Here is a 26,527-nt window from a genome sequence, read left to right on the forward strand (position 1 = left end):
ATTTCCGGGGAAGGGCTTTCCCATTCTTGAACTTAGGCAAAAGGCTGCGTAGTGATGTCATTGTCTCGCCACGATGGGCCCCGGATGTTCGTCAATCCCTTTGCAAGGAGTTGTAATATGGACAAGCAGATAATTCTCGACGCCTTCATGTTTCGTCACGCCTGCAAGGAATTCGACCCGAAGATCAAGATCTCCGATGAGGATTTTTTGTTCGTTCTTGAAACCGCACGTTTGTCCCCAAGTTCCTTCGGATTCGAACCCTGGCAGTTTCTGGTTGTCCAGGACATGAATTTTCGCAGGAAACTCCTGCCGCACACCTGGGGAGGCAAGGGGCAGATCCCAACGGCGAGTCATTTTCTGGTCTGCCTGGCCATGAAGACACCCCTGCTCAAGTTCGACAGTGTCGGCATCGCGGATTTCATGCGCCAGATCCAGGAATTGCCCGAGGATCGCATCACCGCCCGCACGGAATATTACGCCACTTTCCAGCAGTCGGATTTTCGCCTTCTGGACAGCGACCGGGCCATGTTCGACTGGGCCTGCAAGCAGTGCTACATCGCCCAGGCCAACATGATGACGGCGGCGGCGCTCATCGGCATCGATTCCTGTCCCATCGAAGGCTATGCGCAGGACAAGGTGGACGAGGTGCTGGCGGAGGATTTCGGCGTGGATCTGGACGAGTACGGAGTGGCTTACATGCTTGCGTTCGGCTACCGGGCCAAACCGCCGAAGCGCAAGACGCGCAGACCTCTTGAACAGATGGTGCGCTGGTTCTAGATGTCCAGAAACACGCCGGAAGAAGAGAATATCGTGGCTGAAGACTACTCCATTGCCGAAGTTTCCAAATACTGCATGGCTACGGACCTGGGACTCGAGTGCGTCTGCTCGAAGCGGTCCTCGGTCACCATTGGTACGGGTACCACCTCCAAAAAGGAGGACAGTACACTCTACTACTATGCCAAGCAGATCGATGACGAGCTTTTGGCCCTGCAGTCCCTAAATGCCCACTGGGCGCCTTCGGGTCCGGCTCTGGAAGTGACCATGGAGGAGCTCATTACCCAGTATCAGCCTGAAGTGGACATGTTCCTGAAGCAGGTCAAACCCGTCATCCAGAAAATTGCCAAGGCCGTGGCCAAGGGCGACCGCCACCGGAAAAACGGAGAGCCCTATTCGGCGGCCATGGAGTACAACAACGCCTTGGGGCTGGATGAACAAAACGTCCGCGCCATGTTCGGCCTGGGGCTTACCTATCTGCAATACAATCAGCATGACAAGGCTGCGACGGTTTTCGAACAGCTCATCGCCCTGGACGGGTTTGCCTCGGCGGAGTTCAAGCATCTCTTCAATCAGTTCGGGATCGAACTGCGCAAGCAGGACATGCTGGACCATGCCTGCCGTTATTATTCCCGGGCCATAGAAGTTTGCGCCACGGACGAAAACCTCTATTTCAACCTGGCCCGGGCCTTTGTTCAGGGGAGCAGGCTCGGCGAGGCGGAAAATGCCCTGGAGAAGTGTCTGAGCATCAATCCCGGGCATGAGGAAGGCCAGAAGTTCAAGAAGTATCTGGGTGCGCTGTCCCTGAGCTGATCAGTGCCCCGTGCGCAGTTCGTGAATGCCCGCGCCCGGCAGCGGCGTGAGCATGATCGGTCCCGAGCCGGTCACATCCACCCAGCCGAAATGCCTCAAGCCATGCCCCATGATCGTGATTCCCGCCGACCCGTCAGAATATTATCGTAAAATTCAGAGCGAATAGGCTTTTCCCCGGCTGCAGGAGAGTTTGCGGTTCAGGCTCCCCGCCGTTGCGGCGTGGATGGAGATCCCGAGCAAACCATTTTGGGGCTCAGGCGGAGCGTGGTCATGGCCTGCGGGTCATTTCGGAGTCGGGTCATGCAGAGACATGTGCATGTGAGGGATGCCCGCCTCTTCGAACTCCTCCCCGCAGGCGGTGAAGCCGTGCCTGCGGTAGAAGCCCATGGCCCTGGTCTGGGCGTGAAGCTCGAAGCTGGTAAAGCCGTCCTTGCGGCACTGCTCCAGCATGAATTGCAGGAGTTTTGCGCCCATTCCCCGGCCGCGCCAGGCGCGGCGTACGGCCAGACGCTGCAGGAAGGCCCGGTCGCCCTGGTAGCGGATGCGGCCGCAAGCCACGGGCTCGTCGTCGATTTCGCCGAGAATGTGCAGGGCCGAAGCGTCATGCTTGTCCATTTCGTCGGCATACGCGATGCCCTGCTCCTCCATGAACACGATGGCACGGATCATCATCACCCGAAGCAGGTCTTCGGGCAGACTCACGCGTTTGAACATGTGGTGCTTCCTGTGCGCCGGGCCCTCAGGCCCGGCGCGGGTTTATTGCTATTTGGCAGGTCCGGCCGGCGCGGCTTCGGACTTCTGGGGAGCCGGTGCCGTCGTCTCCGCCGGAGCCGGGGCATCCTTGGTGGTGTTGGCCTGTTCGCTCAAAAAAAGCGGACGCGCATTGGCAAAGATCTGCTGGATATAGCCCTTGTCCCAGGCCATCCCAAGGGCCACGAAAAGGGCCAGCAACACGGCCCATTTTTTCCAGGGCGTCTTTTTGTCCGCAAAGGGGTCTACGGTGGAACGCTTGGCGCCCATGGGCAGTTCGGCGAGGGTGGTCAGGGTGGTCCCGAAGGGGATGTTGATGCGGGCCTTGGTGTTCACGGCCCAGCCGCCTGCATCGAGAATGGGAGCCAGATTGCGCTGGCGGAGTTTCAGGTAGGCGATGATCATGGACGGGCCCGAAATCATGAGCACGAGGCCGCCGACAACCAGTGGCATCTGCCACACGGGCATGGTCAGAAATCCGCTCATGACCGAGGCCAAGGCCGTTCCAAGAGCGCCAAGGGCGAGGCCGATGGCCGCGAAGATGCCGGCGAACTTGCCCACGTCGAAGGGCGTTGGCGGCTTGGCTGGGTCCGCACCCGGGGCCATGCCCGACAGCTTCGATCCGGCGGCCGTGTCCACGGCGCTGTCCTTGGCCGCCGCGAATTTCGCGATCTGCTCCCCGATCATGCGCCCGATGCGTTTGTAGGGCGAAAGAAAGGCCTGGCGCACGCTGATGGGATGCTCGACAATCTTGACGATGGTCGCGTCCCAGTCATTTCCGTTGCGGTCATAGAAGATGCCGTTACGACCGACCATGAGGTTGTCGGAGTCGCCTCCGGTGAAGGCCGCCGCGATATGCATCTGTTCCGTGCTGCCCCGCCGCGTGCAGCGGCAGTAGGTCAGATAGGTCTGGCTCAAGGCGGCCAGGGTGGCGTGCGTGTCGGGACTTGCCACGCGCACGCAGAGTTCGCAGGCCCGGCCGTCCAGATACAGTGTACCCGCCTGGAAAATGGCCTTGCGGTCCTGGGCGTAGAAATCCCGAAAGGCCACGAAATTGTTGAGCAGAACCAGAAGATCGCGGGTGAAGTGCACAAGCCTTGTGACTCCTTCGAAACTCTCCACCTGTTCGGCCAGGCTCAAATCCTCAAAGATGATCTTTTCCAGCTCCCTGCGGCTGTCGCCAGCCAGCAGTTCCTGCAGACGGGCGGTTCCAAGGCTTTCCACCTCGGCTCCGGCCTTGGCGGCCAGCCAGTCTTCGTGGGCCTTGAGAGTGTATTTTACCTGTTCCCACCGGGACTGCTCCAAGCTTTCCACATCCCCGAAAAGAGGGATGACCACCAGAGTCTTGAATGTCGCCAGGGCTTGCGTCCAGGCGGGATTGACGCCCGCCTCAAGGGGCAGGGGGCGATTTGCCTCGATTCGCGCCACGGGGAAGTGCGCAAGGTCCGCATCCAGGCGCAGCTCATGGGGCGAGATGGCTTCGTAGGCGGCCAGGGCGGGGCTGAGCGCTTCTTCGGCTCTGGGATCGTATGCGGCCAGGTTGCAGCGGGTGAAGTAGTCGTCCAGCTTGGCCTGCAGGGCATTAACGGCGTCTCGCGCCGCCGTGGTGTTTTCTCCGAAGGGCAGGATTGTCTGGGCATTCTCCAGCGCTAGGCTCTGCCACTGAACGTGGAGGGCGGCAGCCTGGTAGAACGCCTCGACCTGCTCCGCGCCGATGCCCGGCGAGCCGCCGCGATCCTGTACGCTGCCCACACAGGCCATGATTTCCTCAATGAGCGCCTGTGTGGCTTGGTCGTGGGCCGATATGGGGGTTATCACCCCGTCTCCATTGAAAGGTGATTCGTGCAGCAGTGCCTCCGTGCCGGCCACCTGCTCGATGGTGATGGCTTCGGCCCCTTCCTGGCCCAGAAAATTCTGGATCTGTCTGGCCGAGGCAAGAAGCCGCTGGCCTTCGGGGATGGAGGAATCTATGGCCGCGAGCGGCAAGGAGGAGCTTCCGGCCATGAGGGGACGAAGATCGCGCAGCACCATGCACACCCATTTCACGGCGGCCAGGATTTCAGGGACTCTGACCCGGCCGTCGCCATCGGTGTCGAGCATGGACAGGGTGCGCGGATCGAATTCGAGTCCGTCCACCGGGCAGCTCAAGGCTGCCCAAAGTTTCTGATCGAGTTCTCCAAGATGAAGAAGATCTTCGGAAGTATCGAGGCGAACCTGATCAAAACCGCCGAGGCGGAAAAAACGCCAGCGGTGCGAGGGTGACGGGCCTGTCTCCATGCGGTGCTCCTTGGTGAGGAAGATTGGGGGGGGCGATGGTGCGGCTATTTCTTACGCTCAACACGGAACCGATATCAAGGGCGAAAGCCCGTCATACATGAATCGTATGCCGCCGTCCGGATGCTTTGGCCCGTGTCCGAGAGCCCCTTTTCCCCGGTGTCGAGCTATCCGTGAAGAACGCGCATGAGCGCGGCGATCTTGCTCCGGATGTCCTCGGCGGCAGTGATTTCGGTGACCAGGGCCATGCAGCGGGCTCCGTGGGCGGCCACGTCCCCGAGGTTGTGCTCCTTGATTCCGCCGATGGCGACAAAAGGCAGATCGACACCCCTCACGACAAAATCCAGATATTCAAAGCCCACGGGCGCGCAGACATCCTCCTTGGTTTGCGTCTCGAATATCGGCCCGACTCCGATGTAATCCGCGCCCTGGGCCACTGCCGCACGGGCCTGCTCCGGGGAATGGGTCGAGAGGCCGATGGCCATGTCTTCACCGACGAGGCTGCGCACCGCCTCGACCGGCAGGTCTTCCTGCCCCACGTGCACCCCGTCGGCCCCCACCAGCAGAGCCAGGTCGATGTCGTCATTGACGATGAAGGCCGCGCCCGCCTCGCGGGTCATGGCTCGCAACTGGAGGCACTCCTCGAATTTGAGGCCCATTTTTTTCGCCTTCTCGCGGTATTGTATGATGCGTATCCCGGCGTCCAGCATGGCCCGGACCACGTCCGCATTGGTGCGGCCGAGGGAGAATTTTTCTGCGGTCAGCCCGTACAGGCCGCCTTCACGCATCAGTCGGGTGACACGATCGCGTCCGTTCATGTCCGCTCCTTATATAGGGTGTGAAAATGGTTCAGAATCACGTCGGCCTGCATGGCCGCCGCCATGCCGACGCTGGGGGACATGGGCGGATTCGGGATGTCGCAGGGCGTTACGTGGTCTCCGACAATGACGAGGCCCGGCCGCAAGGTTCTGACAGTCATGCTCCCGGCGCGGCCGTAGCCCCCGAGCCCGGATGCGCCGACCACGATTCTGCCTGTGAGCGCCATGGTCTCAACGATGAGCTTCTTGGTGCGCGGGTCATCCACTGCTTCGACCACGGCGTCGCAGGAATCGAAAAGGCCGTTCATATTTTGGGCGTTCACATGCAGGTGATGGGCCGTGATCCTGGCCGCCGGGTTTATGGCCAGCAGGTTGTCGCGCAGGGCCGCGACCTTGGGGCAGCCGACCTGGACCAGCGTGAAATGCTGGCGATTGAGGTTGGATGCCTCCACCACGTCCGCATCGGCCAGGACAATGTCCGTGAATCCGCTGCGGACGAGATGGACTGCGCAGTTGGAGCCGAGTCCTCCCGCGCCGATGATTCCGATCCGCACGGAACGCAGGAAAGAGAGAAATCCTCCGTCCAGATAACGTGCCAGGCCGTGTTCAAAGGTGTTCATGCGCTGGCCCCGATGGGTTCCCAGTCCTTGAATACGGCCTGATAGCCGCGGGATCGCAGCATAGCCTCGATCTCGGCCACGCTGCGCGGGTCGGAGATCTCGAACTGTCCGGTTTTGGCGGGTTTTGCGTGTCCGCCCACGGCAGTGCTGACTCCTGCCGACATGCGCGTCACGCCCAGCGGCAGGATGTTGTCGCGAAAGCCCGGGGCCTCGCGGGTGGAGATGGTGATGGACAGGCGCGGCAGGAAGATGCGCAGCGCGGTCATGGCTTGCACCAGTTCCCGGTCGGAGACGATGCACGCCGGCTGAAATGCTCCGGCATGGGGGCGCATGCGCGGCAGTGACACGGCAATGTCCACGCCGGGATAGCGTTTTTGCAGCCAGGCCGCGTGCAGGCCGGTGGCGTAGATTTCCTGCCGCCAGTCGGTCAGGCCCAGCAGCGCGCCGATGTTGACCACGCGCATGCCCGCCTCGGCTCCGCGCTGGGGGGTGTTCAGGCGAAACGCGTAGTCCCGCTTGGGACCGGCCGGATGCAGCTCCGCGTAAAGGATCGGGTCGTAGGTCTCCTGAAACACCGTCAAGCCGTCCACGCCCGCCCGCGTCAGCCGTGCGTAGTCCGCTGTTTCCATGGGATATACCTCCACGGAGATGGAGGGAAACAGGGGGCGCAGTACCTCCACGCAGGCTTCAAGGTAGTCCACGCCCGCCTTGCGCGGGGCCTCTCCGGTCAAAAGGAGCAGGTGCCCAAGGCCCGTGGCGGCGATGGCTTCGCCTTCGGCCCGGACCTCTTCCAGGCTGAGCTGGGTGCGCGGGATGCTGTTCGGGGCCGCGAATCCGCAATAGCGGCAGTGATTGGCGCAGTGGTTGGAGACATAGAGGGGCGTGAACAGGCTCACCGTGCGGCCGAAATGGCGCAGGGTCAGTTCGTGGGCGCGGGCGGCCATGGTCTCCAGATGCTCGTTCGCGGCCGGGGAGAGCAGGGTTAGAAACGCGGATGCGTCGATGCGATCCAAAGAGGCGGCACGGAGCACGTCATTTTCGGTTGCGGCCTTGAGATGCTGTTGCAGGGGCGTCTGGCTCAGACGCAAGGCTTCGGGCAGAAAGCTCATGACGCGCCATCCGTCCGGTCCAGGAATCCGGTCAGGGGCGAGGAAGCCTGGGCCAGGGTGGCGACTGCTCCGGGCCCAGCCAGCCAGGCTTCGCGTCCGGCCGCCACCGCCCGTCCAAAGGCCCGGCCCATGAGCACCGGGTCCGCGGCCGTGGCGATGGCCGTGTTGACCAGGCAGGCCGCCGCCCCCATCTCCATGGCTTGGCAAGCCTGGCTTGGAGTGCCGATCCCCGCGTCGACAATGATGGGCAGTTCCATCTCCTCGATGAGGATGCGGATCATCTCTTCGGTTTTAAGGCCCCGGTTGGTGCCGATGGGCGCGCCCAGCGGCATGATCGCCGCCGCTCCGGCGTCGACCAGGGAACGGGCTACATAGAGGTCGGGATTCATGTACGGCAGGACCACGAACCCGTCTCTGGCCAGGACTTCCGTGGCTTTGGCGGTCTCATAGCCGTCGGGCAGGAGGTAGCGGTTGTCAGAGATGACCTCGATCTTGATCCAGTCTCCGCAACCCATGGCCCTGGCCAGCCGGGCAATGCGCACGGCCTCGTCGGCGTTGCGCGCCCCGGAGGTGTTGGGCAGCAGGGTCATGCGGGAGGGGATGTGTTTCATGACATTGTCGGCCTTGCCGTCCAGATCCACCCGGCGCAGGGCCACTGTGATTACTTCGGAGCCGGAGGCCTCGCAGACCGGCGCGATGAGTGCGTCGTTGCCGTACTTGCCGGTGCCGGTGAACAGGCGGCTGCCGAGGCGCTTGCCGCCGATTTCGAGAAAGTCGGTATGTTCCATGGTGGTTCTCGCTGTTTGCTGTGTGAAAAGGTGCTTCGACGTCATTGCCCGGGCAGGATCACCCGCCGCCGACAAAGCTCAGCAGTTCGAGCCGGTCGCCGTCGCCAAGGGCAGTGGATGCGAATTTATCGCCGGGCACGATGCTCTGGTTCAGTTCAGCCACGACCACGGCTGGATCGAGGTTCATGGACAGGATCAGGTCCTGCAGGCTCTGGCCGGATTTCATGTCCAGGGTGCGTCCGTTGACGGTGATGTGCATGGGTGCCTCCGCGTTGTTGTTGCAAGCCGGGCGGAGCGCAAAAAGAAAACCGCGCCGGGGAGGGCGCGGTTCGATGAATGGATGTTTTTCCGGAACCAGCTTTCCTACGGCAGCATGATCTGCGTCAGGTCGTAAGGGTCGGGAACGTGTCCCCTCTCAGCCCATCGGGCTCCCCCAGCTTGTGCGGCATAGCCTTATGTGGATCGGGTGGGGTTGTAAAGGTGAATGCGTAGGGGCAGGCCCCCGTGCCTGCCCGTTTTCGGGCCACGAAACGCAGGGCGGCCACGGGGGGGGCGGCCACGGGGGGCCGCCCCTACGTATTCGGAATTCGGTTATTTGGCGTATTCGTATCTCTTGGTCACGCGGTCCGAGAGCTGGGCGTGGGCGAATCCGGCCTGGCGGGACTTGGAGAATCGCTCCTCGGCTTCCTGGCTGCACATGTCGCAGCCCTGAACCGGGACGTGCAGGCCCAGGGACTTTGGGGTCCTTGCGGTTTCGCTCTCGACGATGAGGAGCCCCGGGCAGTGCGGACAGTCCTTGAGCCGTTCGACCTGGGTCTCGGTGATGTCGTCGGTGTCATAGTAGATGGAGCGGCGGCGGGTGAAATATCCGTTCTCGCGCACGGCTTCCGAGGGTCTGGGGTTGAAGTAGACTTCCGGCAGCTGGTCACACAGCGCTTCGAGATAGTCGATGGTGGATTTTTGTTCGCGAATCTTTTCCCGGTCCAGATCCGGTTCCTGCACGGCGGAGAAATCCACTCCGGCCAGGGCCAGGCTGATGCCCAGGTTGACGTAGGGCAGCGCGCCCTTGATGGCGTATCCGCCTTCGAGCACCGCAATGTCGGGTTTGAGCATCTGGGTGAGCTTGGCGTAGCCTTGGGCCGTGAAGTTCATGTTGGTGATGGGGTCGGAGAAGTGGTTGTCCTGCCCGGCGGAGTTGATGATCAGGTCGGGCTTGAAGTGGTCGAGGATGGGCATGACAATCCTCTCCACGGTCATGAGATAGCCTTCGTCCGAGGTGCGCGGGGGCATGGGCACGTTGATGGTCCGACCCAGTGCCTTGGGACCGCCGGACTCAGAAGGGAAGCCCGTGCCGGGATAGATGGTGCGGCCGTCCTGATGCAGCGAGATGAAGAGCACGTCCGGGTCATGCCAGTAGATGTCCTGGGTGCCGTCGCCGTGGTGGCAGTCCGTGTCAATGATGGCCACGCGCAGGTTGCCGTAGTTTTCGCGGATCCACTCGATCATGACCGCTTCGATGTTGATGTTGCAGAAGCCGCGGCTGCCGTGGACCGTGCGCATGGCGTGGTGCCCGGGAGGGCGGACCACCGCGAAGGCGCGCTGACGCTCCTTTTGCATGACCAGCTGGGCGGCGCGGATCACGCCTCCGGCGGAGATGAAATGCGAATCGGTGCAGACGGACTGCACGCTGGGAAAGCAGAAATGGGCGCGCATGATGTCTTTTTCTTCGGCCACGAGGGGACGGTATTCGCGGATTCCTTCAATGTCGAAGATGCCTTCTTCCCGGAACTGGTCCTGGGTGTAGAGCAGTCGCTCCTCCCGTTCGGGATGGGTCGGAGAGATGGCCCAGTCGAAGGCCGGGAAGAATATGATGCCGAGGCTTGATTTTGCGGTGAGCATGGTCCCTCCGTTCAGGATGCCAGGGTGGTGATGACGCCGGGTCGCATCTGACAGCGGACACGGATGTTGCGGCCGATGGTGTAATGCCCCTCGACCATGTTGAAAGCATCGGCCTGGATGACCTGGATGTCGCCTTCCTCGGCGGGGATGCCCTGACGGTCCAGTTCAGCCCGCAGCATGGTGGTGGCGTCGTGTACGGCTTCTTCCAGCGTGTAGGTGCGCTTGACGGCCTTGTGGATGCCAAGGCCCGGCACGGTAAAGCTGCCGCGCGAGGTGTCCACGGTCAGGACCAGGGACTGGGTCGGGCGGGTCAGGCATGCGCCGATGGCGTTGGCGACTTCGGCGTGCTGAGGGGCCACGACGGGCAGGCCGAAGGTTTCTTCCAGGAGCGGGACCATGGCTACGGCCGGGCCGCCGATGACCAGGATGCTCTTGGGGCGAACGACCCTGTCTTCCAGAAGTTCCTGGATGGTGTAGACCGGGCGGGCATTGATGGCCGCCAGGAAAGCGGAAACCTTTTTCTTGAGGATGTCCATGGCCAGGCCGACAGCCTGTTCGGCGCATTCGCGTGCGGACAGGCCCTGGGTCATGGCCACTTCCTTGATGCCTTTGGCCGAGCGCTCCCGGTCGCCGAAAGAGGCGTGGCCGAGAACGTTCATGGCGTCCATGAGTGCCGGGGCGGGCCCGCCGGCAGCCATGCAGGGCCCGTGGCGGTCCGGTCCGACCCGCAACTGCCCGTCGCGGGAACTGATGAAAGAGTCTCCGCCGATGCCGATGGATTCGACTTTTAGCGCCCGCACCAGGGTGGGGTGCTCGCCGATGGAGATGCCGTCGCGCTCCAGAAGCGGGACGCCGTCGAGGAGTACGGCAATGTCCGTGGTCGTGCCGCCGATGTCGAGGATGAGCGCGTCCTCCTGCACCGGGGAGGTGCTCAGGATGCCCATGACCGAGGCGGCTGGTCCCGAGAAGATGGACTGCACCGGAATCTCCCGCGCCAGCTTGAGCGGCATGGTTCCGCCGTCGGCCTTGACGATGTTGATGTCGGCCTGGATGCTGAGGTCCCTCAGGCTTTGTTCCAGGGCGTCGGCAAAGGCGTTGAAGGTGCGCCAGACGGCCGAGTTGTAATAGACGGTGCTGATGCGCCGTCCGAAATTGAGGGATTCGGACACACGGTGTCCCTGGGTCACGAAATCGGCTTGAGGGGCGAGGGCCTCGGCAATGGCCGTTTCCTGCTCGGGATTGCGCGTACAGAACTTGCCCACCACCCCGTAGACGCGGATGTTTTCTTCGCGGCAGCGCGCGGCCAAGGGCTTGATCTGTTCCACCCGGGCCTTGGCGGAGATGGCCCCGCGATGGTCGACGCATCCGGACAGGATATGGTACTGGGAGCCCAGCGCGTACGCTCCCGCGTCGATTCCCGGTCCGGGAATGACGAACATGCCCACTTTTTCAGTGTGGCCGGTGACGATGGAGTTGGTGGACAGAGTAGTGCTCAGGTTGATGGTGCGGATTTCCGCGCCCTTGCAATCCTTCAGGATGGCGCACAACGCCTCGGTGATGGTCGCGAGCAGGTTGTCGTGATCCGTTGGGACCTTGGCCATGGCTTCCACCCGGCCGTCCCGGATGCAGACGCCGTCCGTGTGGGTTCCTCCGACATCGATTCCGATAAGCATAAGTCCGATCCTTGGGCTGACTGTTGGCCGCGACGGGTGTAGCGGCTCCCGGTCGCCTCGTTGATTCCTCAATGATCTTGAGGAGGAGGACGAGGCTTCGGGCTTGTGTTTTTTTCAGGTCTGTCGCACCCCGGAGCGGGAACAAGGCGGCAGCGGGGTTCAGGCAGGAAACACAAGTTGCTTTTTCAAGTTGCATATTTACCGGACTGAAGACGAAGCGCAAGCAGAATTCAGTAAACGGAGGGAAATCATGGATAAACAGCTGGTGGACGGTTTTTTGTCCTGCGTGCGGCAGGCAGGCGGGGTGGTGCGCGAGCAGTGGAATGACGCCAAGGAGATTACCTTCAAAGGTCGCATAGACCTGGTCACGCAGACCGATTTGGCAGTTGAAAAGCTGTTGCTCGAAGGGTTGCCGACGTTGCTTCCAGGCTCCACGGTACTGGCCGAGGAATCGCACGTATCCCTTGATCCCGGCGCGCTGACCTGGATCGTCGACCCTGTGGACGGCACCACCAACTACGCCCACGGTCTGCCCATTGTCGCCGTATCCGTGGCCCTGTGGAAGGACGGGCGAGTCGAGATGGGCGCGGTCTACGTGCCGATGCTTGAGGAACTTTTCTGGGCCGTGCGCGGTCAGGGCGCTTTTCTGAACGGGACCCGCATAAGCGTCAGCAAGGAGGCGAGCATGCAGAATTCCCTCATCGCCACGGGATTCCCCTATTCTTTTTATAACGAGGTGGACCAAATCTGCCAGCGGTTGCAGCGGGTGCTGCTGGCGTCCCAGGGCATCCGGCGCCTGGGCTCGGCGGCAGTGGATCTGGCCTATACGGCCTGCGGACGTTTCGAGGGATACTACGAGACCGGCCTCAAGCCCTGGGACACCGCGGCCGGTTGGCTGCTGGTGGAGGAAGCCGGGGGAAAGGTAAGCGGCCTTGACGGCGCGTTTGAACTTGGCGGCCACATGATCGTGGCCACCAACGGCTTCATTCACGGGGAACTGCTGTCCCTGCTCCGTATGGAGGACGCAGCTGAGAGCTCCCTGTGATCAGACGCCGAGTTTCAGGGAAGAGGAAAGAGGGATGAGGCCCCCCTTGGAATTGTAGAGCGATTCGCTTTGTGCATCCTGGCCGAACGTATCGTTTTCCTGGGCCTGGTTCTTTTGCTGTCTCTTTTTCTGCTGTCCCATGTCCCAGGAAAGCTGACCTTCTCTCCATCTTCCCTGAGCCTGGGGTTTGTCCACGCGTAAACTCATCTTCGCCTCCTCGGCCGTCCATGGCCACGGGTATTGCGTCAAAAGGGGCGTCCATGCCCTGTTTGAGGTATCGGACGATTGGCGAAAAACTTGAATTTGAGAGCGCAAGAGAAATGCAAAAGGCCCCGGATGCACGCATCCGGGGCCTGATTGCGGGGTTTGCCCGCAATGAGCGCCATGCTCCTTTTTTCATACCAGATCGTCGAGGAGGGTGCCCCGTCCCGTGTAGGTGGGCATGAGCACATCCTTTTGAAACGAGTATGAGTTCTCGGTTCTGTTCTGATGACGGTGCGTGTTCACGTTCATGGTATCGAGCGTTTTGGTGACTACGGCCGCCCCGAATGTCTCCTTGTCAAAGGGCTGAGCATTCGAGGCGCCAGCGCCGTTCATGTAGTCGAGGGTTTTCCCGACAACGGCGGCTCCGAAGGTCTGCTTTGCATAGCCCTGGGAGCTGCTCCCAAGGGTTCCTCCAATGTCCATAACTCCTCCCTTTAGTGTCAGAACATGACGCCTGATCAAACCTATCGGATGGAATACATGAAAACTTGAGTCCGGGAAAGGGGCGGCAGACGGCGCGGTGTTATTGAGCTTTGGCTCAAAGCTGACCGATATTGACAATTTCAGGCGTCGAACCAGCGCAGTCCGGGCATGCCGGGCAGCAGTCCCTGCTTCGTGCAGTGTTCGCCAAAGAGGGCCAGGGAGGCTTTTTCACGGGGTCCAAGATCATAGCTCATGGCCCGCCAGTAGCGCAGCAGGTCCGGACTGGTCAGCCAGGCCGGGAGTTCGGGCAGGCGGGAGAGGGCTTCGAAATGGCTGTCCAGATCGGCGGTGATGGACCCGATGTGCTGCTGCAGGACGGTCAGAAGCTTACGGGTGTGAGCGGGCAGGCTGCGGCGCACGATCCAGACCGCGAAAACAAAAGGCAGCCCGGTCCAGGTCGACCACTCGGTGGCCAGATCGACAACGTGATACCCTGCGGGCGGTTCGGCGAAGTGGCGCAGAGCGAGGTTGCCGATCTCCAGGAAGGGGCGTCCGGTGGACAGACCGTGTCCGGGTTCGACGGTCATCCAGTGCGGCTCGGGCAGCTTCCATTTCTGGGCCCACAGGACCTTCAGGAGGGCGGTGGAGGTTGCCGATGCTCCGGTCAGGCAGACCGGGCCCGGATTGCCGGCAAGCCAGGCGGGCAGTTCGTCCAGTGGAGCGGGGGAGAGAAAGAGGACGCTCTGCACTTCCTTGCGGGCGCAGATGGAGGCTCCGGGTAGGAGAAAGTATTTTTCGGCGTGGAGAAGGTATTCAAATGAAGAGGACGGCGAGATGTCCAGTTCGTCATCGGCCAGAGCCCGGTTCAGACTGCTGGGGTGATCGGGCACATAGTGAAAATCCGGGCCTTCGGGGCAGGTTTTGGCCAGGAGGTGGAAAATATGCCAGATGTTGAGATAGTCGATTCTGCCGATCTGAAGTGTCATGATAAATAAAAAAGGCGGGGCTTCCCCCGCCTTCCTCTTCTTGAGATGAACGCCTGGCTTACAGCTGAGCCATGAGGGTGGCGCGGATGTCGTCGATGGAGCCTTCGCCGTCAAGTTCGATGTACTTGAAGCCGAATTCCTTGGCCAGGTTCTTGTAATAATAGGAAGCCGCCAAGGTGCCAGTGGTGGTATCGTAGTAGATGTTGTGGCGCTTGTCGATGGCGTCTTCGTCCTGGTCGTCGGCGCGGGCAGAGAGTTCGCCGCCGCAGACGCGACACTTGTCCCCGTCGGGCTTGATGGCGTCGATGAAGATATTGTTGGGATGGTTGTTGTCGTTCTTGCAGAGGCGGCGACCCATGATGCGGTTCTTGGCCACTTCGCGGGGCAGGAGGATTTCAATGACGAAGTCCAGCTTTACGCCGTCGGCCTGCAGGGCTTCCCACAGTTTCTGGGCCTGCACGATGGAGCGGGGAAAGCCGTCCAGCAGCCAGCCGTTGGGGCTCGCGTTCTTGAGTACGTCGAGGACCATGGGGATGGTGATGTCGTCGGGAACGAGCTCGCCACGATCGATGAATGCCTTGGCCTTCAGGCCAAGTTCAGTACCGCCGCCGATGTGCTTGCGGAAAATTGCACCGGACTCGATGTGGTCCAGATCGTATTTCTTCTTCGCCAGGGAGCCCTGGGTTCCCTTGCCACTGCCATTGGGTCCGAAAATCAGAATATTCAAGGCGTAAACCTCCTGTAAAAAATTTCACAAAGTACTATAGCCAGCCCTTGAGGCTGTCAATCAAAGATCGGAAGCGTGCTTGTCAGGACTCATCGGCGTGCGTAGAGTTGTCGTAAATCAGCTGTGAACGGGGGACGCATGGGACTTCTGGATGAATGGGGCGACGCGTTGGTGGAAGAAGGGCTGCGTGAGGCGGCCGACACATTTTTCGGGGCTCGCACGGCCCTTGAGGATGAGATCGCTTTTTTCGAGTCTCAGGTCGCAAGGCTCAAGGGGCAGGTTGCAGATATCCGGTCCTGGTTCGCAGGTCTCAACTGCCTGCTCGGGTCCGAGACGGACATCAGGCTTTTTTTTGATTCGCTTCACGTCACCCTCGATGACCCGGCCCTCTACGTGCACAAGGTTTGCAGCCTGCAATTCCGCAGACCGCGCAGCTTCACCCGCAAGGGCCTCTTCGCCAAGACCGTGTGGGAGATCTACGAACCTTTGGCGCGCATGATCGAGTCCTACATGCACGGGACCCCCTACTCCGACCCGATGCATCCCGGCCGGGTGATGGTCACCGCCAATCATGACCGTCTGCGCAAGTTCTGCGACGAGATCAACACCCGCATCAAGTCCGTCAACGAGTCCAACCGTCCCTCCGAATCCCTGGCCTTTGCCAAACGCATGGATCAGACCCAGGTGTTCAAGGAGTCCCTGACCGGCGGCGGTGGACAGACCTGGACCCTGGACCGGGACCTGGCCTACGCGCCCCTGGCCTTCGAGGATTACGATTTGCCCGCCTTCCCGGATCTGCCGCTTGACGCCAAGGCGCGTGCGGCGCTCGAAGAATGCTGTGCGAAGATCTTCAGCCGCCAGCGTGAGCATGTGGATGCCATCCTGGACGAGGTCTTCGACCCCGAGGACAAGACGATCTGCGTGCTGGAACGCAGCGGGCACTAGGCGGTCCTGGACGGATGGGCCAATGCGGGTCTTGCCGCTAGGTTTGGATGCTGTCCCAGCCTCTTCGCTGATTCGGTTTTTTGCGATTTCGGCATCTTCATTCATGCCTTCAGTATCCACGGTTCGGCCAGTTCCGCCTTCCTGCGACAGGTCTTCATCACTGAAAATTCATCCGCACATCGCCGCGATACCAAGGATACGGTCTCGGCAAATGGGCTTCCTTCAGCTTTGGAAGCCATGCAGGCGCTGGAGGCTGCCCGGCAGAGCAGCTCTTCATGCCAGACGAATCTGGTTCAGGATTGTCATTTTGCTTAAAGCCTGACAGGTTGAAAATGAAATTTTTGAGCAGGCAGACCTCGAAATCAAGGAGCCGACTATGAATGTGAAAGCGAGCGAACTCTTGGCGAAGATCAGGGATATGTATCCGGAGATCGAGAAGAACAACATTCAAATATCGTGTTATTACGAAGAAAAAACCGAAGCCTGGGTGGTCGACTTCGAGTACGAAGATCACTCACTGGAAACCCATCTGGACAGGAAGGACGTCGAGGACTGCCTGGCCGGGGAGAAATGCGTGCATATGGGCGTGCAAGTCGGGCGATTCGTGGAGACCTATTGCCTCAAGGATGACATCTGCCCGACAGGCACCAAGAAATGATTCTGTGCCGGGTTCCCTGAGAACAAGGTTTTTTAGCCCTTGGCTGGAGTGAAACCTCCTTCGTTCTCGATCCGGCCGCGCATTGACGTGTGAGATTCATCGCGCGCTGAAAATATTGCGGACTTCATGGCCCGGGCGACCGCCAAACACATTTTCAGCGGTTCAGCCATCAAAGAAAAAGGGATTTCAGGTTACACGCTGAAGTCCCTTTTGTTTTCTCCCGGCATTTCCAGGTGGGGCGAAGACACGTTCGTTCAGAAGAAGACGTGTTCTTCCTGTCGTTCATGAAGCAAGTGCTTCAAAAGGCCGATTTGACGGGAGGCTGGGGCTGATGGATTGGCCCAGGGCAAAATGGGTCGCGATCCTTGGCGATGTCCAGGCCAAGTCCGGAAACTACCGCCGGACAGCCGCCGCATGTCGCTATGATTGAGCATTCCCGGCAGGCTTCGCTTCGGCTTCGGTACGAGACGGCTGCTTGCCCGTCGTAAATTTCGCCAAGGGTGGCGGTTGAAATGTTTCCGATAATCGAAGGGAATTTTCGACAGGCATGCACTTCTCCGTCCGGGAGCAGAGCCATGAAATTGAAGGCCGCTCCACAGCCGAATCCGGTACAGCCCCCGAAGAGTGGTCCTCCCCTGGCGGCAAGATGAGCATTGAGCATGTTGTCCTTGAAAGACAGGACCTTGAGCTGAGAGGCCGCTTCGCAATACCGTTCCGCAAAGTCCTGAAATTCAGCGGGATCGGGCAGGGCAAGAGCGGCACCTCTGCCCACGGGGGAGAGCCGGTTGAAGGCCAGGCCCCAGACTTTCCCTTCCAATATTTCGGCCAGGGGCAGCACCTGGTTCATGTTGTCACGCGTCAGGGTGAGCATGACCTGCCCTTGGACCTCTACAGCCTGCAATACCTCAAGAAAGTTCATAACCCGCTGGAAATGTCCATGGCCGCGGATGGAGTCGTTGTGTGCGGGCAATCCTTCGAGGCTGACCTGAAAATATTCCGGCCGGGCGATATCGATGATCGCCTCCATCATTTCCCTGGTAGTTGGATTCCCGAGGATGGCCAGGGAGAAACCTTTCCGGGCTGCCCGTTCGTAGACTTTCAGAAATCCGGGGTAGAGCAGGGGGTTTCCTCCGGAAAAACTTATCTGGCCGAGAACATGCCGATCGCGACAAAAAGAATCGAAATCATCGATCACATCCAAGGCCGAGTCCAGGGCCATATTCGATCGGGCGCTACGATCGTAGCAATGACGGCAAAACAGATCGCAGTCCTGGGTGATGTGCCACTGCAGGGTGAAGACTTCAGCGCTGAGATGTTGTTCTGAAATGGACAGGTTGGCGGAAAAATCCTGGCGCTTGCGTCGCAAGAGTGATGAGGGAGAAAGGAGAATTCCTTTTTCCACGGCTTTTCTGAGAAGAGAATCAACAAATCCGGGCGCTAATTTGGATTCTGCTTCTGCGCTCGAGGGATCCACTCCGTCCGCGATAATTTTGATTGCGGCGAGATCTTCAGGCTTTGCTACGGCAATATCAATTTTCTGAGTGCCTTTATTTTTCCAAACCAGGACCATCTCCTGGCCTAAAACTGGACATGTGTTTGTATTACGGCCGTGAATCACGTCAACACATCCAGAAGTATTCAGTACACATAACTCAAGGCTTGGATTTACGATAATGCCAGTCCCGGGTTCAGGCTGAAGAACCGCCTTTGACTCAACATGCTTCCTTGCAATTTCTAAAGTACAGATATCCGGCAGAAAAATTGGTGCCAAGCCTTCTCTGGACAGCTGCTCGACAGTCGAGAGGAGTTTTTCTGCGCTACTGTTTAGGGAATCTCCAAGACTTGAGAGAGTCTGTGCATCTAGAAACGATGCTGTTGTTGGATATAGTGAATGCAGTGCCGCTTGATTCATGGTCTTTTCCTGCGAAAGTGGCCGAAGATTATCTAGGCTAAAAGGATTGTCCGGCGTTCATCAACAAGCGACACAGGGGGAGCTACGCAACTCCCCCCATATTTCCTGAGCGAAACGGTGTTACTGTTTTTTGGGTGTCTCGGTGCTCCCGGCACCGGCTTTTGCTCCACCACCTCAACCGCTTCCACCAGGAACAGTTTTTGTGGAATTACCGTCAGATTCATTTCCATCGCTGCCACCTGCAGCGGACTTTGAACTCCCACCTCAGCCGCTTCCGGAAGCCTTGGTGCTGACCACGCCTACGGAGGCACTGGCCAAGAGCGCCGCAAGGCAGCAGCCCGCAAGAACTTTTTTCAAATTGTCTGTGTCCATTTTCGCTCCTTTGTGAACAATTGTTCACGGTTGTATTGGAAACACCGATGCTATCTGGGGTGATATATAGATAGTAGCTATCTGAATTACGCCAGAAACGTCAACACTTGGCACAAAATGAAGCGGAAAAATCGAAATTTTTATATGCTGTATTATCTTTTATTATAATTATTGGTAGCTTATCAGTAATTTCTGTTTAAATTAAAACAGGAAATTTTTTCAGTATTAATTTAGAAAATTGACAATGCATCATTAAATATTGATAATTATTCGTAATAATAGCGTATTTTTTTGTACAGGTTGGGTATGTGGTAGGTTGTATCAATGAATTGAATTCGTTTTTTATATTTTTTTATTTTGATTTAGCTATTCGAGAAGTATTAGGGAAGAGACGTACGTGATGACTGAAGTTTTTATGAGCTAATCAAAAAATAATACAAAAATCTACATTTATTAGATTTCGTAAATATCTATAAATTCAGTTAATTTTAGTAATATAATTACGTTTATATTTATATAATAATGAACAGCACAATTTTAAATATCAGCAAGCTAACTTAACAATTATAAATGTAATAGAGAAGTTAATATAATTTTTGATATGAATATAATTATTTTTTTTATGTATAAAATTTAAAGTTATAATTTGCGTATAGTTTAATAATTCATAGATATGATTCATGATGTCGATTAAATGCTTTAAAAATTTTGATTTACTTCATTAGTGTCAGACAGGCTCGTGGGATACGATTTGCGCCCATAGGTTTCCATCATTAATAGGGTAAAATACAGTGCAAGAGTGTGGATATAAAAAATTTGTGAAACAACCTAGTGCTGATGAATCCGGCAGTGCGCATGGAGGGCAAGCCGAAGACAGCCCCTTATTTTTCGAAAGCTGAGATGATCCAGCCCGCGTGAGTGCTTCGTGACGAGGTCAGTCCAGCTGCGCGAAACTCTTTCTCGAGCAGGGATTCGTCCTTCTCGCGGGCTACCAATCGGTATCTGCCCGAAGCCGTCTGCAGGAATCGTCGCAACGATTCTTTTCGGTCCGCGCCGTCGCTGCCAATCCATTTCACCATCCCTCCGGCATAGAACTGCAGTCCATACGCCTTGTCTTTGACCAGTGCGACAATTTCTCCATCTCCAGCTGTTTCGACCTGCGTGTACAGTTGTCGCATGTTCTGGTGCATGGGCAGAACGCCCAGGGCCGCGCGTGCTGCGACAAAGAGCGCGATCGTGCCGACAAAGGTCACTGCTACGGTACGAAGCCCTATGCGCGAACGTTGCTGGGCCAGGCCGTGGGCCATGAACAACGTCAGCGGGATGGAGAGAGGCAGGATGTAGAGCGGCAGCCTGCTTTTAGCCAGACAAAATACGACAAGGGGTGCTACCACCCAAAGCCCCAGAAAGATCCGCTGTGCTTGCGGCAGTGCTTGCCAGACCTTTTTGGGGTTTCGGAGCATCCAGCCCCATTGGATTTGTCCCAGAAGCAGGAGTGGCGCGTAAATCACCAGCGGTTTCCACCATTGCGGGTTGCGGTGAAACGTGTCGGAGGTCAGTCTGCCGATGATTTCCTGATCCAGATAGTAGGAAAACAGATCCGGGTGCTTTGCGATGATGAATGCGAAGTAGCCCAGGACCGGCATGAGGAAAAGGGCCAGTCCGAGGGGGAGGAAAAGTCTCCCGTCTCGGAACATCCAGATGTGCCAGGGAATGATGGCAAGTAAGGGCAACAAGCCAGGAGGCCCCTTGGTCAGGAATGCCAGGCCGAAGGCTGCCCACATCATGGCCAGCAGTTTCCTGGACTGTCGGGGCGAGTGTGCCCAGATGACGTAGCATGCCACGGCCAAGGTTTCAAAGAAAGCCAGCAGGATGTCCGTGCTGAGAATCGTTCCGCCGAGCACTGGAAGGACGGACGTTGCATAGATGGCCAGTGTCGCCCAACCTGAAATTTCACCCCACAGGATCCATGCCATCCAGGCCGTCACCAGGCCGGTACAGATGAAGGCCGCTGCATTTCCGAGACGAACGGAAGATTCGCCAGGTCCGGCCATGGCCATCCCTGCGGCCATGGCCCAATAGACCATGGGTGGTTTGGTCCAGTGGGGGTCGGAGTCCAGGGTGGGTTCAAGGTAGTTGCCACTGGAGAGCATTTCGAGAGCGCATTCAGCGTAGCGCCCTTCGGTCGTTTCAAGCAGGCCTCGCTGCATGTTCCCTGCGAAGGAAACGAGGATGAGTCCCGCCAGAGCGCCCAGCCATAGCATGCGCCGATGTCTTTGCCAGCCGTCATCCAAGCTTAGTAACGCCAATGCATTCCATGATTTTTTCAGCATATTTGAATTCATCTCCCGATATTTCGGGTTGCCGTAAAATAATAGAAAAAAATTGCCTAAAATAATTCAATTTTTTATTTAGTGTATTATAAATTGTTTATTAATTTTTTTTATATCCAATTACAACTACATAAAAAACAATGTGTGGAGTCAGAGCCGGTTCGTTTTTCATTTGGTTCGGAATTGCGACTATTAGAGGAGATTAATGTATAGGAAAGGCAAGAGGATATTCATCTTTGTCTATTCTTCTGGTCATATGTATTTTGCGGAGTGTCACGAGCCGCGCCTGCCGCCTACCGCATCAGTCGCTTGCGGTAATACCTGTACATCCCCAGTTCCAGTACGACGAACAGCGCGATGGGTACCGCCAGGAAGGCCAGGGTGATCAGTGCCCCGAGGCCCCGATTGGAGGAGGTTATGAGCGGGAAGAGAAAGCCTGTGAAGGATGCGACGCTTCCGCCTCCGATCAGGAAGACCAGGAAATATTCGGAAAACGCCACCAGAAAGACCACGCTTCCGCCCGCCGCCATGGCAGGCAGGAGCAGCGGCATCTCCACCTCCAGAAAGACGCGCCATTTCGATGCTCCCAGATTGCGGGCGCAGATCCCGTATTCGCGGCCCATCAGGGTGAAGCCTGTGGTCAGGGCGCGCAGCATGTACGGGTAGCTGATTATTGAAAGGACCAGGATCACGCCGGGCGTGGTGTCGGCCAGGCCGATCTTGATGAAGATGAAATGTAGCCCCATGGAAAAGGTCATGGCCGGAACCAGGGCGGGGAGCAGGAGCAGGCCTTCGAGCAGATTCTTGCCCGGAAAGGTTCGAAAGGCCAGCACCTGCGCGGGCAGGATGGTCATGACCAGCGTCATGGCCACTGTCGCCAGCGAATAGGCCAGCGAACTGGCCAGGGCGGTCAGAAAAGGCTGTGGGCGGGCCGCAAGGAAGCGCAGTCCGTCAAGGGACATCTGTGGCCAGAGTTCCGGAAAACGCCAGCCCGGAGCCCCGGCCTGCAAAACGAGCACGACGACCGGCAGCAGGAACATCAGAGCCAGGACGATCATGGTCGGGGCGTGTCTCACAGTTTGCGCCTCCAGCCGTCGACGTAGGCCGCGAAGCGGTTGTAGAGCATGGCGAAGAGGGCGGCGAAGAGGAACATGAGCGTAAGGATGGCCATGGCCAGGGGGCGCTGGTTCAGGTCGCGCTGGAAAAAAATGTCGTAGACCCGGATGGAGAGCATGCCGGGATGCGATTCCCCGAGCACAAAGGGGATGTCGAAGGATCCGAAGGCGTACAGAAAGAGGATGATGAAGGCGCTGTGCATGGCCGGCAGGAGCCGGGGCAGGGTCACGGTCCGGAAGGTGCGCCATGGCCCGGCTCCGAGCATTCGCGCTGTCTGGATCAGGCGGATGTCGAAGCCGAAGAGCACGGCGCCGACCAGAAGCAGGGCAAAGGGCACGCCCTTGAGCAGAAAAGCCATGATCATGCCCAGCCCGCTTCCGGTGTGCAGGATGTTCGGGAATTCTTCCGGCGAGGAGATAAGCCCCGTCTGAAAGAGGACCGATGACACAAGACCCGTCCTGCCGAGGAACAGAAGGATCAGAAACGCCACCGCCACATGAGGCAGGATGAGCCCGATTTTTGAAATGACTCCCACCCTGCGCAGTCCGGAAGGCATGCGCCACAGGGCGAGAGCCAGGACGGTTCCGCCCAGGACCGAGCCCGCAGCGGAGACGAGAGCCACAAACAGGGACAGGCCCAGTGATTGCCCTATGGCCAGGTCCTGGAGCAGGACCCGGTAGTGATCAAGGGTTGCCCCCCCTGCGCCCAGCGGGAGGAAGAGGCCCAGACTCTGGGCCAGGGTCAGGGCCATGCCTGCGCAGAAGAGTGCGCAGTACGGAATCAGCAGGGGCGCAAGGCCCCAAAGGATCCGGCGCTGCATTCTAGTGCCCGAGAATGAATTTGTCCCAGTCCCTTTCGAGAAGCTCCAGATACTCCGGGCTGATCTCCGGTACGGCGGCTGCGGAGAGAACGTCCGTCCCGAGGGTGGCCGCTCCCAGATCGACCGCTTCAAAGGCCTTGCGCTGCATCTCTTCGAGCTTTGCCACCTCGAGCGCCGGCAGGTCGCCCCAGTTTTCGGGCTTGAACTTGGAGAGCTGGGCTTCGGGGCTCATCAGGAAGTTGGCCAGGACCATGGCGCCCGCCTTGTTCGGGGCATTGAAGGGGACGGCCGTGAAGTGGGTGTTGAAGATGGCCCCTTCGGCAAGGACAAAGGTCCGCACCGTATCGGGGTAGGTCTTTTCCAGGATTTTCATCTGCGCGTGTGCCGGGTGGTAGGACATGCCCATGTCGATCTCGCCTCGTGCGAACAGGGTGTCCAGAGCCGCGGCGTCCTTGGGATAGGTCCGTCCCTCTTGCCACAGGTGGGGCTTGAGTTCGTCAAGCCAGGCAAAGGTCTTGGGGGCGTTCTTGGCGTAGAGGTCGGCATTGAAGCCATTCATGTATTGCTCGTGGCCGCCCGTGGTTGCGTAGAAGATCTGGCGCAGGAAGGCCGAGCCCGTGAAGTCCGGAGGCTGCGGATAGGTGAAGCGCCCCGGGTTGGCCCTGATCCAGTCCGCAAGCTCGGCCAGGGCGGCCGGGGGCGTCGGTGTCCGGTCCGTGTCGTACTCGAAGACGAACTGGGCCCGGCCGTAGGGTGCTTCAAAGCCGTTTACGGGGTAGCCGAAATCATGGGCCGATTTTTGCGGGTCGTACCAGGCCGTGAAATTCGGTAATTTGTCCGTGAAAGGGCCGAACAGCACTCCGGCCTGCATGGAGTTCTTGAAGTTTTCGCCGTTGATCCACAATAGGTCCATGGTCCCGGTGGCCTTGCCCGCTGCCTTCTCGGTCAGGAGTTTGTTGACGAAGACCGGCGCGTCCATGGGCACCCGAACCACGGCGATATCGTACAGCCGTTTCATCTCGGAGGCCACGAAAGTGTCGACCCACTGATTGATCTGGGCGCTGCCTCCCCACATGTGCCAGCGGACCTCGGTGCCGCGCGCGGCCTTTTCCAGGCTCGCGAAGTCCTGCTGCAGCACGGAGGTTTGTTCCGGGCTCTCGGAACAGCCGGTGAGCAAAACCGCGAACAGTATGATGAACAGTAATTTTATGCGCATGAATCCTCCGGAAGAGAGCCGCTGAATATGGGCGGATACTGGTTTGAAACACGGATGTGCATCCTGTCCCCTGGTTGCCCCAAGGGTTCCAGGGCATAGACCACGAGGTCCTGATCCAGGACGCGCAGCGTGTAGCAGAGATAGTGCCCCGCGAAATGCGTGGTCGTTATGACGGCAGGTCCATCCGGGTCCGGTTCGAGGCGCAGGGCCTCGGGTCGCAGCCAGCAGACGTCAAGGCCAAGGAGGCGGGCCAGCGGAGCGGTGATGGTGTTGACCGGCCCCAGAAAACGCGCCGTTTCCATATCCACGGGTCGCCGGTAGACGTCCAGTGGCGGAGCGTATTGGCGCAGGCGTCCCCCGAGCATGACCCCGATGCGGTCGGACATGGCCAGTGCTTCCTGCAGGTCGTGCGTCACGCAGATCGTGGTGATGCCGAAGCTGCGCTGGGTGGAGCGGATGAAGAGGGCAGTCTCCATTTTCAGGTTGCGGTCGAGGTTGGCGAAGGGCTCGTCCAGCAGCAGGAGCGAAGGTTCGAGGACCGTGGCACGGGCAATGGCCACGCGCTGCTTCTGTCCTCCCGAGAGTTGGGACGGATAGGCATCCCGCCTGTCTTCAAGATGGAAATAGCCGAGCATGGGCATGACCTTGTCCCGGATGGCGGTCCTGGACATCTTTTGGGCCTTGAGGCCAAAGGCGATGTTCTGGAAGACCGTCATGTTCGGGAAGAGGACGTAGTCCTGAAAGACGAGGATGGCCGAGGGCTTCTTCCCGTCGCCGTCGAAATGGGTGACGGTTCCGCTGTCCGCGTCCTCGAGCCCCGCGATGATGTGCAGCAGGGTCGTCTTTCCCGCCCCGGATGGCCCGACCAGCGAGACGAGGCTGCCTCGGGGTACGCCGAAGCTGACGTCCCCGAAGACCTCCACTCCGCCGAAGCGCTTGCCCAGGGCCTTGACCTGCAGCAGATCCTCTATGGCTGCTTCAGCGTTCAAGAGCCTGGAAATGGCGCATGAAGCGTCGATCAATATAGTCTTTGAGTAAAAATCCCAGCCAGTTGCGAAACATGAGCGGTCCCTTGCTGAAAATGGCCGTGTCGTCGCCCATGTTGAAGAGGAGCAGGTATTTTCCGCCGGGATCAAAGCGCTGCAGCTTGGTCCCGTTCAGGCTGGCGCGGACATTGCGCAGCAGAACCGGGTTTTCGCGCACGGCATAGACGCCGACCTTGTCCAGCGGCCCGGGCTCGAAATCGATGCAGTCGCCACCTCCAAAAATTTCGGGGTGTTGCACGCTTTGCAGCCATTCGTTGACCAGCAGGCCGCCAGTTTTCCCTGTGGGCAGTCCCGAGTCGGCAAAAAGTCGCGAGGGACGAACGCCCGTGGCCACGAAGACGAGGTCCGGGTGATGGTGCTTTCCGTTCTGGATGATTACGCCATTGCGGATTTCGTCCACGTAGCCGTCTTCATTGATGGTGATATTCTGGAGGGTGAGGGACTCCCTGGCCATGGTCTGGATCTTTTCCGGAAAGCGGCCAAGGAGTTCGCGTCCTGCAAAGAGGGTGATTTGCGGCGCGTGCCGCCCGCGCAGCTTGGCGAGCTTGCGCACATTGCCCGCGATTTCAAGCGCGGCCGGACCGCCGCCGACCACGGCAACATGAGGCCTTGTCCTGGTCGCGCAGAGGGATATCACGGCTCGCTGCGCTTCCTGCAGCCGTTCGATGGGCTTGACCGTGAAGATGTTCGACGTGTCGCCGTGGATGTTGTCGAAGGGGATGAAGCTGCCCGCGTTGCACGACAGCACATCGTAACCGAGGGTGCGGCCGGAAGCCAGGGTGACCTCGCGTTGTTCGGCGTTTATGTGCGCGACCTTGTCCCGCACGAAGGTTCCGCCCATGCTCTCGACAACCTGACGGGTGGCGAAGCGGATCTCGTCCGGAGTGTAGGTCGTGCCGAGCATGCCCGGGCCCATGCCGGAATAATAGTGGAAATCGGACGGCTGGACTACGGTCACTTCGTGTCCTTCCCGGACCAGATCCCGCATGTGGGCCAGGATGGTCATATGTGCGTGGCCGCCTCCGGCCAGAAGCAGTTTTTTACCCATGGTTTTCTCCCGTGGTGATATTTCGGAACAGGCCATTTGCTTTCATATGTTTAACCATAATCTCCGGGTGGATGCAATGATCTGGCCCGGTCCGTACT

25 protein-coding genes and 1 riboswitch are annotated in these 26,527 nt (G+C 58.9%); of the genes, 5 read left to right on the forward strand and 20 right to left on the reverse strand.

What is annotated here, in order from left to right; all coding sequences use genetic code 11:
- The first annotated feature begins 117 nt into the window (after positions 1-117).
- Complete coding sequence (locus tag CVU60_15405) at positions 118-777, forward strand: NAD(P)H-dependent oxidoreductase (GenBank protein PKN40531.1); 660 nt, start codon at positions 118-120, stop codon at positions 775-777.
- Entirely contained in the window at positions 778-1,587 is an 810-nt protein-coding gene (locus tag CVU60_15410; GenBank protein ID PKN40532.1) for a hypothetical protein, read from the forward strand.
- 282 nt (positions 1,588-1,869) lie between these two features.
- On the opposite strand, the gene CVU60_15415 is transcribed toward CVU60_15410, so the two are convergent.
- From CVU60_15415 to CVU60_15455, 9 genes are all read right to left on the reverse strand, one after another.
- A complete protein-coding gene (locus CVU60_15415) occupies positions 1,870-2,301 on the reverse strand; it encodes a GNAT family N-acetyltransferase (GenBank protein ID PKN40533.1) in 432 nt (143 codons plus the stop codon).
- Between the two features lie 48 nt (positions 2,302-2,349).
- Positions 2,350-4,614 (reverse strand): hypothetical protein, encoded by a 2,265-nt coding sequence (locus CVU60_15420; GenBank protein PKN40534.1) that lies wholly within the window; start codon positions 4,612-4,614, stop codon positions 2,350-2,352.
- 164 nt (positions 4,615-4,778) lie between these two features.
- Positions 4,779-5,429 carry a thiamine phosphate synthase gene (gene thiE / locus CVU60_15425; GenBank protein PKN40535.1) on the reverse strand — a complete coding sequence of 217 codons (651 nt, stop codon included), beginning with the start codon at positions 5,427-5,429 and terminating at the stop codon, positions 4,779-4,781.
- The gene (locus CVU60_15430; GenBank protein ID PKN40536.1) at positions 5,426-6,049 is read right to left on the reverse strand and encodes a thiamine biosynthesis protein ThiF; all 624 of its coding nucleotides are present in this window, start codon (positions 6,047-6,049) and stop codon (positions 5,426-5,428) included. The genes thiE and CVU60_15430 overlap by 4 nt, the downstream gene beginning before the upstream one ends.
- Positions 6,046-7,158, reverse strand: coding sequence for a 2-iminoacetate synthase ThiH (locus CVU60_15435; GenBank protein ID PKN40537.1), 1,113 nt, complete (start codon positions 7,156-7,158; stop codon positions 6,046-6,048). The genes CVU60_15430 and CVU60_15435 overlap by 4 nt, the downstream gene beginning before the upstream one ends.
- Positions 7,155-7,946 (reverse strand): thiazole synthase, encoded by a 792-nt coding sequence (locus CVU60_15440; protein PKN40538.1) that lies wholly within the window; start codon positions 7,944-7,946, stop codon positions 7,155-7,157. Before CVU60_15440 ends, CVU60_15435 begins: the two co-directional genes overlap by 4 nt.
- Positions 7,947-8,004: 58 nt before the next feature.
- Positions 8,005-8,205, reverse strand: coding sequence for a thiamine biosynthesis protein ThiS (thiS, locus tag CVU60_15445; GenBank protein ID PKN40579.1), 201 nt, complete (start codon positions 8,203-8,205; stop codon positions 8,005-8,007).
- Positions 8,206-8,289: 84 nt separating this feature from the next.
- Positions 8,290-8,391, reverse strand: a riboswitch (TPP riboswitch).
- A 146-nt stretch (positions 8,392-8,537) separates the two neighbouring features.
- On the reverse strand, positions 8,538-9,845 hold the full coding sequence (locus CVU60_15450; GenBank protein ID PKN40539.1) for a histone deacetylase: 1,308 nt from the start codon (positions 9,843-9,845) through the stop codon (positions 8,538-8,540).
- A gap of 11 nt (positions 9,846-9,856) precedes the next feature.
- Positions 9,857-11,518 carry a hydantoinase gene (locus CVU60_15455; protein PKN40540.1) on the reverse strand — a complete coding sequence of 554 codons (1,662 nt, stop codon included), beginning with the start codon at positions 11,516-11,518 and terminating at the stop codon, positions 9,857-9,859.
- Positions 11,519-11,768: 250 nt separating this feature from the next.
- On the opposite strand from CVU60_15455, the gene CVU60_15460 reads away from it, so the two are divergent.
- Positions 11,769-12,563, forward strand: a complete 795-nt coding sequence (locus tag CVU60_15460; GenBank protein ID PKN40541.1) for an inositol monophosphatase — start codon at positions 11,769-11,771, stop codon at positions 12,561-12,563.
- Here the strand turns inward: CVU60_15460 and CVU60_15465 are convergent, their stop codons facing one another.
- The 4 genes from CVU60_15465 to CVU60_15480 form a co-directional block, all read right to left on the reverse strand.
- The gene (locus CVU60_15465) at positions 12,564-12,770 is read right to left on the reverse strand and encodes a hypothetical protein (GenBank protein ID PKN40542.1); all 207 of its coding nucleotides are present in this window, start codon (positions 12,768-12,770) and stop codon (positions 12,564-12,566) included.
- A 189-nt stretch (positions 12,771-12,959) separates the two neighbouring features.
- Positions 12,960-13,250 (reverse strand): hypothetical protein, encoded by a 291-nt coding sequence (locus CVU60_15470; protein PKN40543.1) that lies wholly within the window; start codon positions 13,248-13,250, stop codon positions 12,960-12,962.
- A 140-nt stretch (positions 13,251-13,390) separates the two neighbouring features.
- Positions 13,391-14,236 carry a solute-binding protein gene (locus CVU60_15475; protein PKN40544.1) on the reverse strand — a complete coding sequence of 282 codons (846 nt, stop codon included), beginning with the start codon at positions 14,234-14,236 and terminating at the stop codon, positions 13,391-13,393.
- 58 nt (positions 14,237-14,294) lie between these two features.
- Positions 14,295-14,963: an adenylate kinase gene (locus tag CVU60_15480; GenBank protein ID PKN40545.1), complete on the reverse strand. Its 669-nt coding sequence runs from the start codon at positions 14,961-14,963 to the stop codon at positions 14,295-14,297.
- 138 nt (positions 14,964-15,101) lie between these two features.
- On the opposite strand from CVU60_15480, the gene CVU60_15485 reads away from it, so the two are divergent.
- Positions 15,102-15,908, forward strand: a complete 807-nt coding sequence (locus CVU60_15485; GenBank protein ID PKN40546.1) for a hypothetical protein — start codon at positions 15,102-15,104, stop codon at positions 15,906-15,908.
- A 376-nt stretch (positions 15,909-16,284) separates the two neighbouring features.
- The gene (locus CVU60_15490) at positions 16,285-16,566 is read left to right on the forward strand and encodes a hypothetical protein (GenBank protein PKN40547.1); all 282 of its coding nucleotides are present in this window, start codon (positions 16,285-16,287) and stop codon (positions 16,564-16,566) included.
- Positions 16,567-16,864: 298 nt separating this feature from the next.
- Here CVU60_15490 and sbtM read toward each other — a convergent pair whose 3' ends face one another.
- The 7 genes from sbtM to CVU60_15525 form a co-directional block, all read right to left on the reverse strand.
- A complete protein-coding gene (sbtM, locus tag CVU60_15495; GenBank protein ID PKN40548.1) occupies positions 16,865-18,478 on the reverse strand; it encodes a selenobiotic family peptide radical SAM maturase in 1,614 nt (537 codons plus the stop codon).
- Positions 18,479-19,731: 1,253 nt separating this feature from the next.
- On the reverse strand, positions 19,732-21,195 hold the full coding sequence (locus CVU60_15500) for a hypothetical protein (GenBank protein PKN40549.1): 1,464 nt from the start codon (positions 21,193-21,195) through the stop codon (positions 19,732-19,734).
- Between the two features lie 281 nt (positions 21,196-21,476).
- Positions 21,477-22,259, reverse strand: coding sequence for an ABC transporter (locus CVU60_15505; protein PKN40550.1), 783 nt, complete (start codon positions 22,257-22,259; stop codon positions 21,477-21,479).
- Positions 22,256-23,119, reverse strand: coding sequence for an ABC transporter permease (locus CVU60_15510; protein PKN40551.1), 864 nt, complete (start codon positions 23,117-23,119; stop codon positions 22,256-22,258). Before CVU60_15510 ends, CVU60_15505 begins: the two co-directional genes overlap by 4 nt.
- 1 nt (position 23,120) lies before the next feature.
- On the reverse strand, positions 23,121-24,335 hold the full coding sequence (locus tag CVU60_15515) for an ABC transporter substrate-binding protein (protein PKN40552.1): 1,215 nt from the start codon (positions 24,333-24,335) through the stop codon (positions 23,121-23,123).
- Entirely contained in the window at positions 24,326-25,306 is a 981-nt protein-coding gene (locus CVU60_15520; protein ID PKN40580.1) for an ABC transporter ATP-binding protein, read from the reverse strand. The genes CVU60_15515 and CVU60_15520 overlap by 10 nt, the downstream gene beginning before the upstream one ends.
- Positions 25,307-25,313: 7 nt before the next feature.
- A complete protein-coding gene (locus CVU60_15525; GenBank protein ID PKN40553.1) occupies positions 25,314-26,429 on the reverse strand; it encodes a pyridine nucleotide-disulfide oxidoreductase in 1,116 nt (371 codons plus the stop codon).
- Positions 26,430-26,527 lie beyond the last annotated feature (98 nt).

The sequence above is a fragment of the Deltaproteobacteria bacterium HGW-Deltaproteobacteria-18 genome, from assembly GCA_002841885.1.
Lineage (GTDB): Bacteria > Desulfobacterota > Desulfovibrionia > Desulfovibrionales > Desulfomicrobiaceae > Desulfomicrobium.

Excerpts from the sequence above, each read along its gene's own strand:
- CVU60_15410 (PKN40532.1), top strand. The coding sequence starts at position 778 with ATGTCCAGAAACACGCCGGAAGAAGAGAATATCGTGGCTGAAGACTAC.
- CVU60_15420 (PKN40534.1), bottom strand. The coding sequence starts at position 4,614 with ATGGAGACAGGCCCGTCACCCTCGCACCGCTGGCGTTTTTTCCGCCTC.
- CVU60_15460 (PKN40541.1), top strand. The coding sequence starts at position 11,769 with ATGGATAAACAGCTGGTGGACGGTTTTTTGTCCTGCGTGCGGCAGGCA.
- CVU60_15450 (PKN40539.1), bottom strand. The coding sequence starts at position 9,845 with ATGCTCACCGCAAAATCAAGCCTCGGCATCATATTCTTCCCGGCCTTC.
- CVU60_15435 (PKN40537.1), bottom strand. The coding sequence starts at position 7,158 with ATGAGCTTTCTGCCCGAAGCCTTGCGTCTGAGCCAGACGCCCCTGCAA.
- thiE (PKN40535.1), bottom strand. The coding sequence starts at position 5,429 with ATGAACGGACGCGATCGTGTCACCCGACTGATGCGTGAAGGCGGCCTG.
- CVU60_15415 (PKN40533.1), bottom strand. The coding sequence starts at position 2,301 with ATGTTCAAACGCGTGAGTCTGCCCGAAGACCTGCTTCGGGTGATGATG.
- CVU60_15405 (PKN40531.1), top strand. The coding sequence starts at position 118 with ATGGACAAGCAGATAATTCTCGACGCCTTCATGTTTCGTCACGCCTGC.
- thiS (PKN40579.1), bottom strand. The coding sequence starts at position 8,205 with ATGCACATCACCGTCAACGGACGCACCCTGGACATGAAATCCGGCCAG.
- CVU60_15500 (PKN40549.1), bottom strand. The coding sequence starts at position 21,195 with ATGAATTCAAATATGCTGAAAAAATCATGGAATGCATTGGCGTTACTA.
- CVU60_15475 (PKN40544.1), bottom strand. The coding sequence starts at position 14,236 with ATGACACTTCAGATCGGCAGAATCGACTATCTCAACATCTGGCATATT.
- sbtM (PKN40548.1), bottom strand. The coding sequence starts at position 18,478 with ATGAATCAAGCGGCACTGCATTCACTATATCCAACAACAGCATCGTTT.
- CVU60_15525 (PKN40553.1), bottom strand. The coding sequence starts at position 26,429 with ATGGGTAAAAAACTGCTTCTGGCCGGAGGCGGCCACGCACATATGACC.
- CVU60_15440 (PKN40538.1), bottom strand. The coding sequence starts at position 7,946 with ATGGAACATACCGACTTTCTCGAAATCGGCGGCAAGCGCCTCGGCAGC.
- CVU60_15490 (PKN40547.1), top strand. The coding sequence starts at position 16,285 with ATGAATGTGAAAGCGAGCGAACTCTTGGCGAAGATCAGGGATATGTAT.
- CVU60_15465 (PKN40542.1), bottom strand. The coding sequence starts at position 12,770 with ATGAGTTTACGCGTGGACAAACCCCAGGCTCAGGGAAGATGGAGAGAA.
- CVU60_15470 (PKN40543.1), bottom strand. The coding sequence starts at position 13,250 with ATGGACATTGGAGGAACCCTTGGGAGCAGCTCCCAGGGCTATGCAAAG.
- CVU60_15510 (PKN40551.1), bottom strand. The coding sequence starts at position 23,119 with ATGCAGCGCCGGATCCTTTGGGGCCTTGCGCCCCTGCTGATTCCGTAC.
- CVU60_15455 (PKN40540.1), bottom strand. The coding sequence starts at position 11,518 with ATGCTTATCGGAATCGATGTCGGAGGAACCCACACGGACGGCGTCTGC.
- CVU60_15515 (PKN40552.1), bottom strand. The coding sequence starts at position 24,335 with ATGCGCATAAAATTACTGTTCATCATACTGTTCGCGGTTTTGCTCACC.
- CVU60_15430 (PKN40536.1), bottom strand. The coding sequence starts at position 6,049 with ATGAACACCTTTGAACACGGCCTGGCACGTTATCTGGACGGAGGATTT.
- CVU60_15485 (PKN40546.1), top strand. The coding sequence starts at position 15,102 with ATGGGACTTCTGGATGAATGGGGCGACGCGTTGGTGGAAGAAGGGCTG.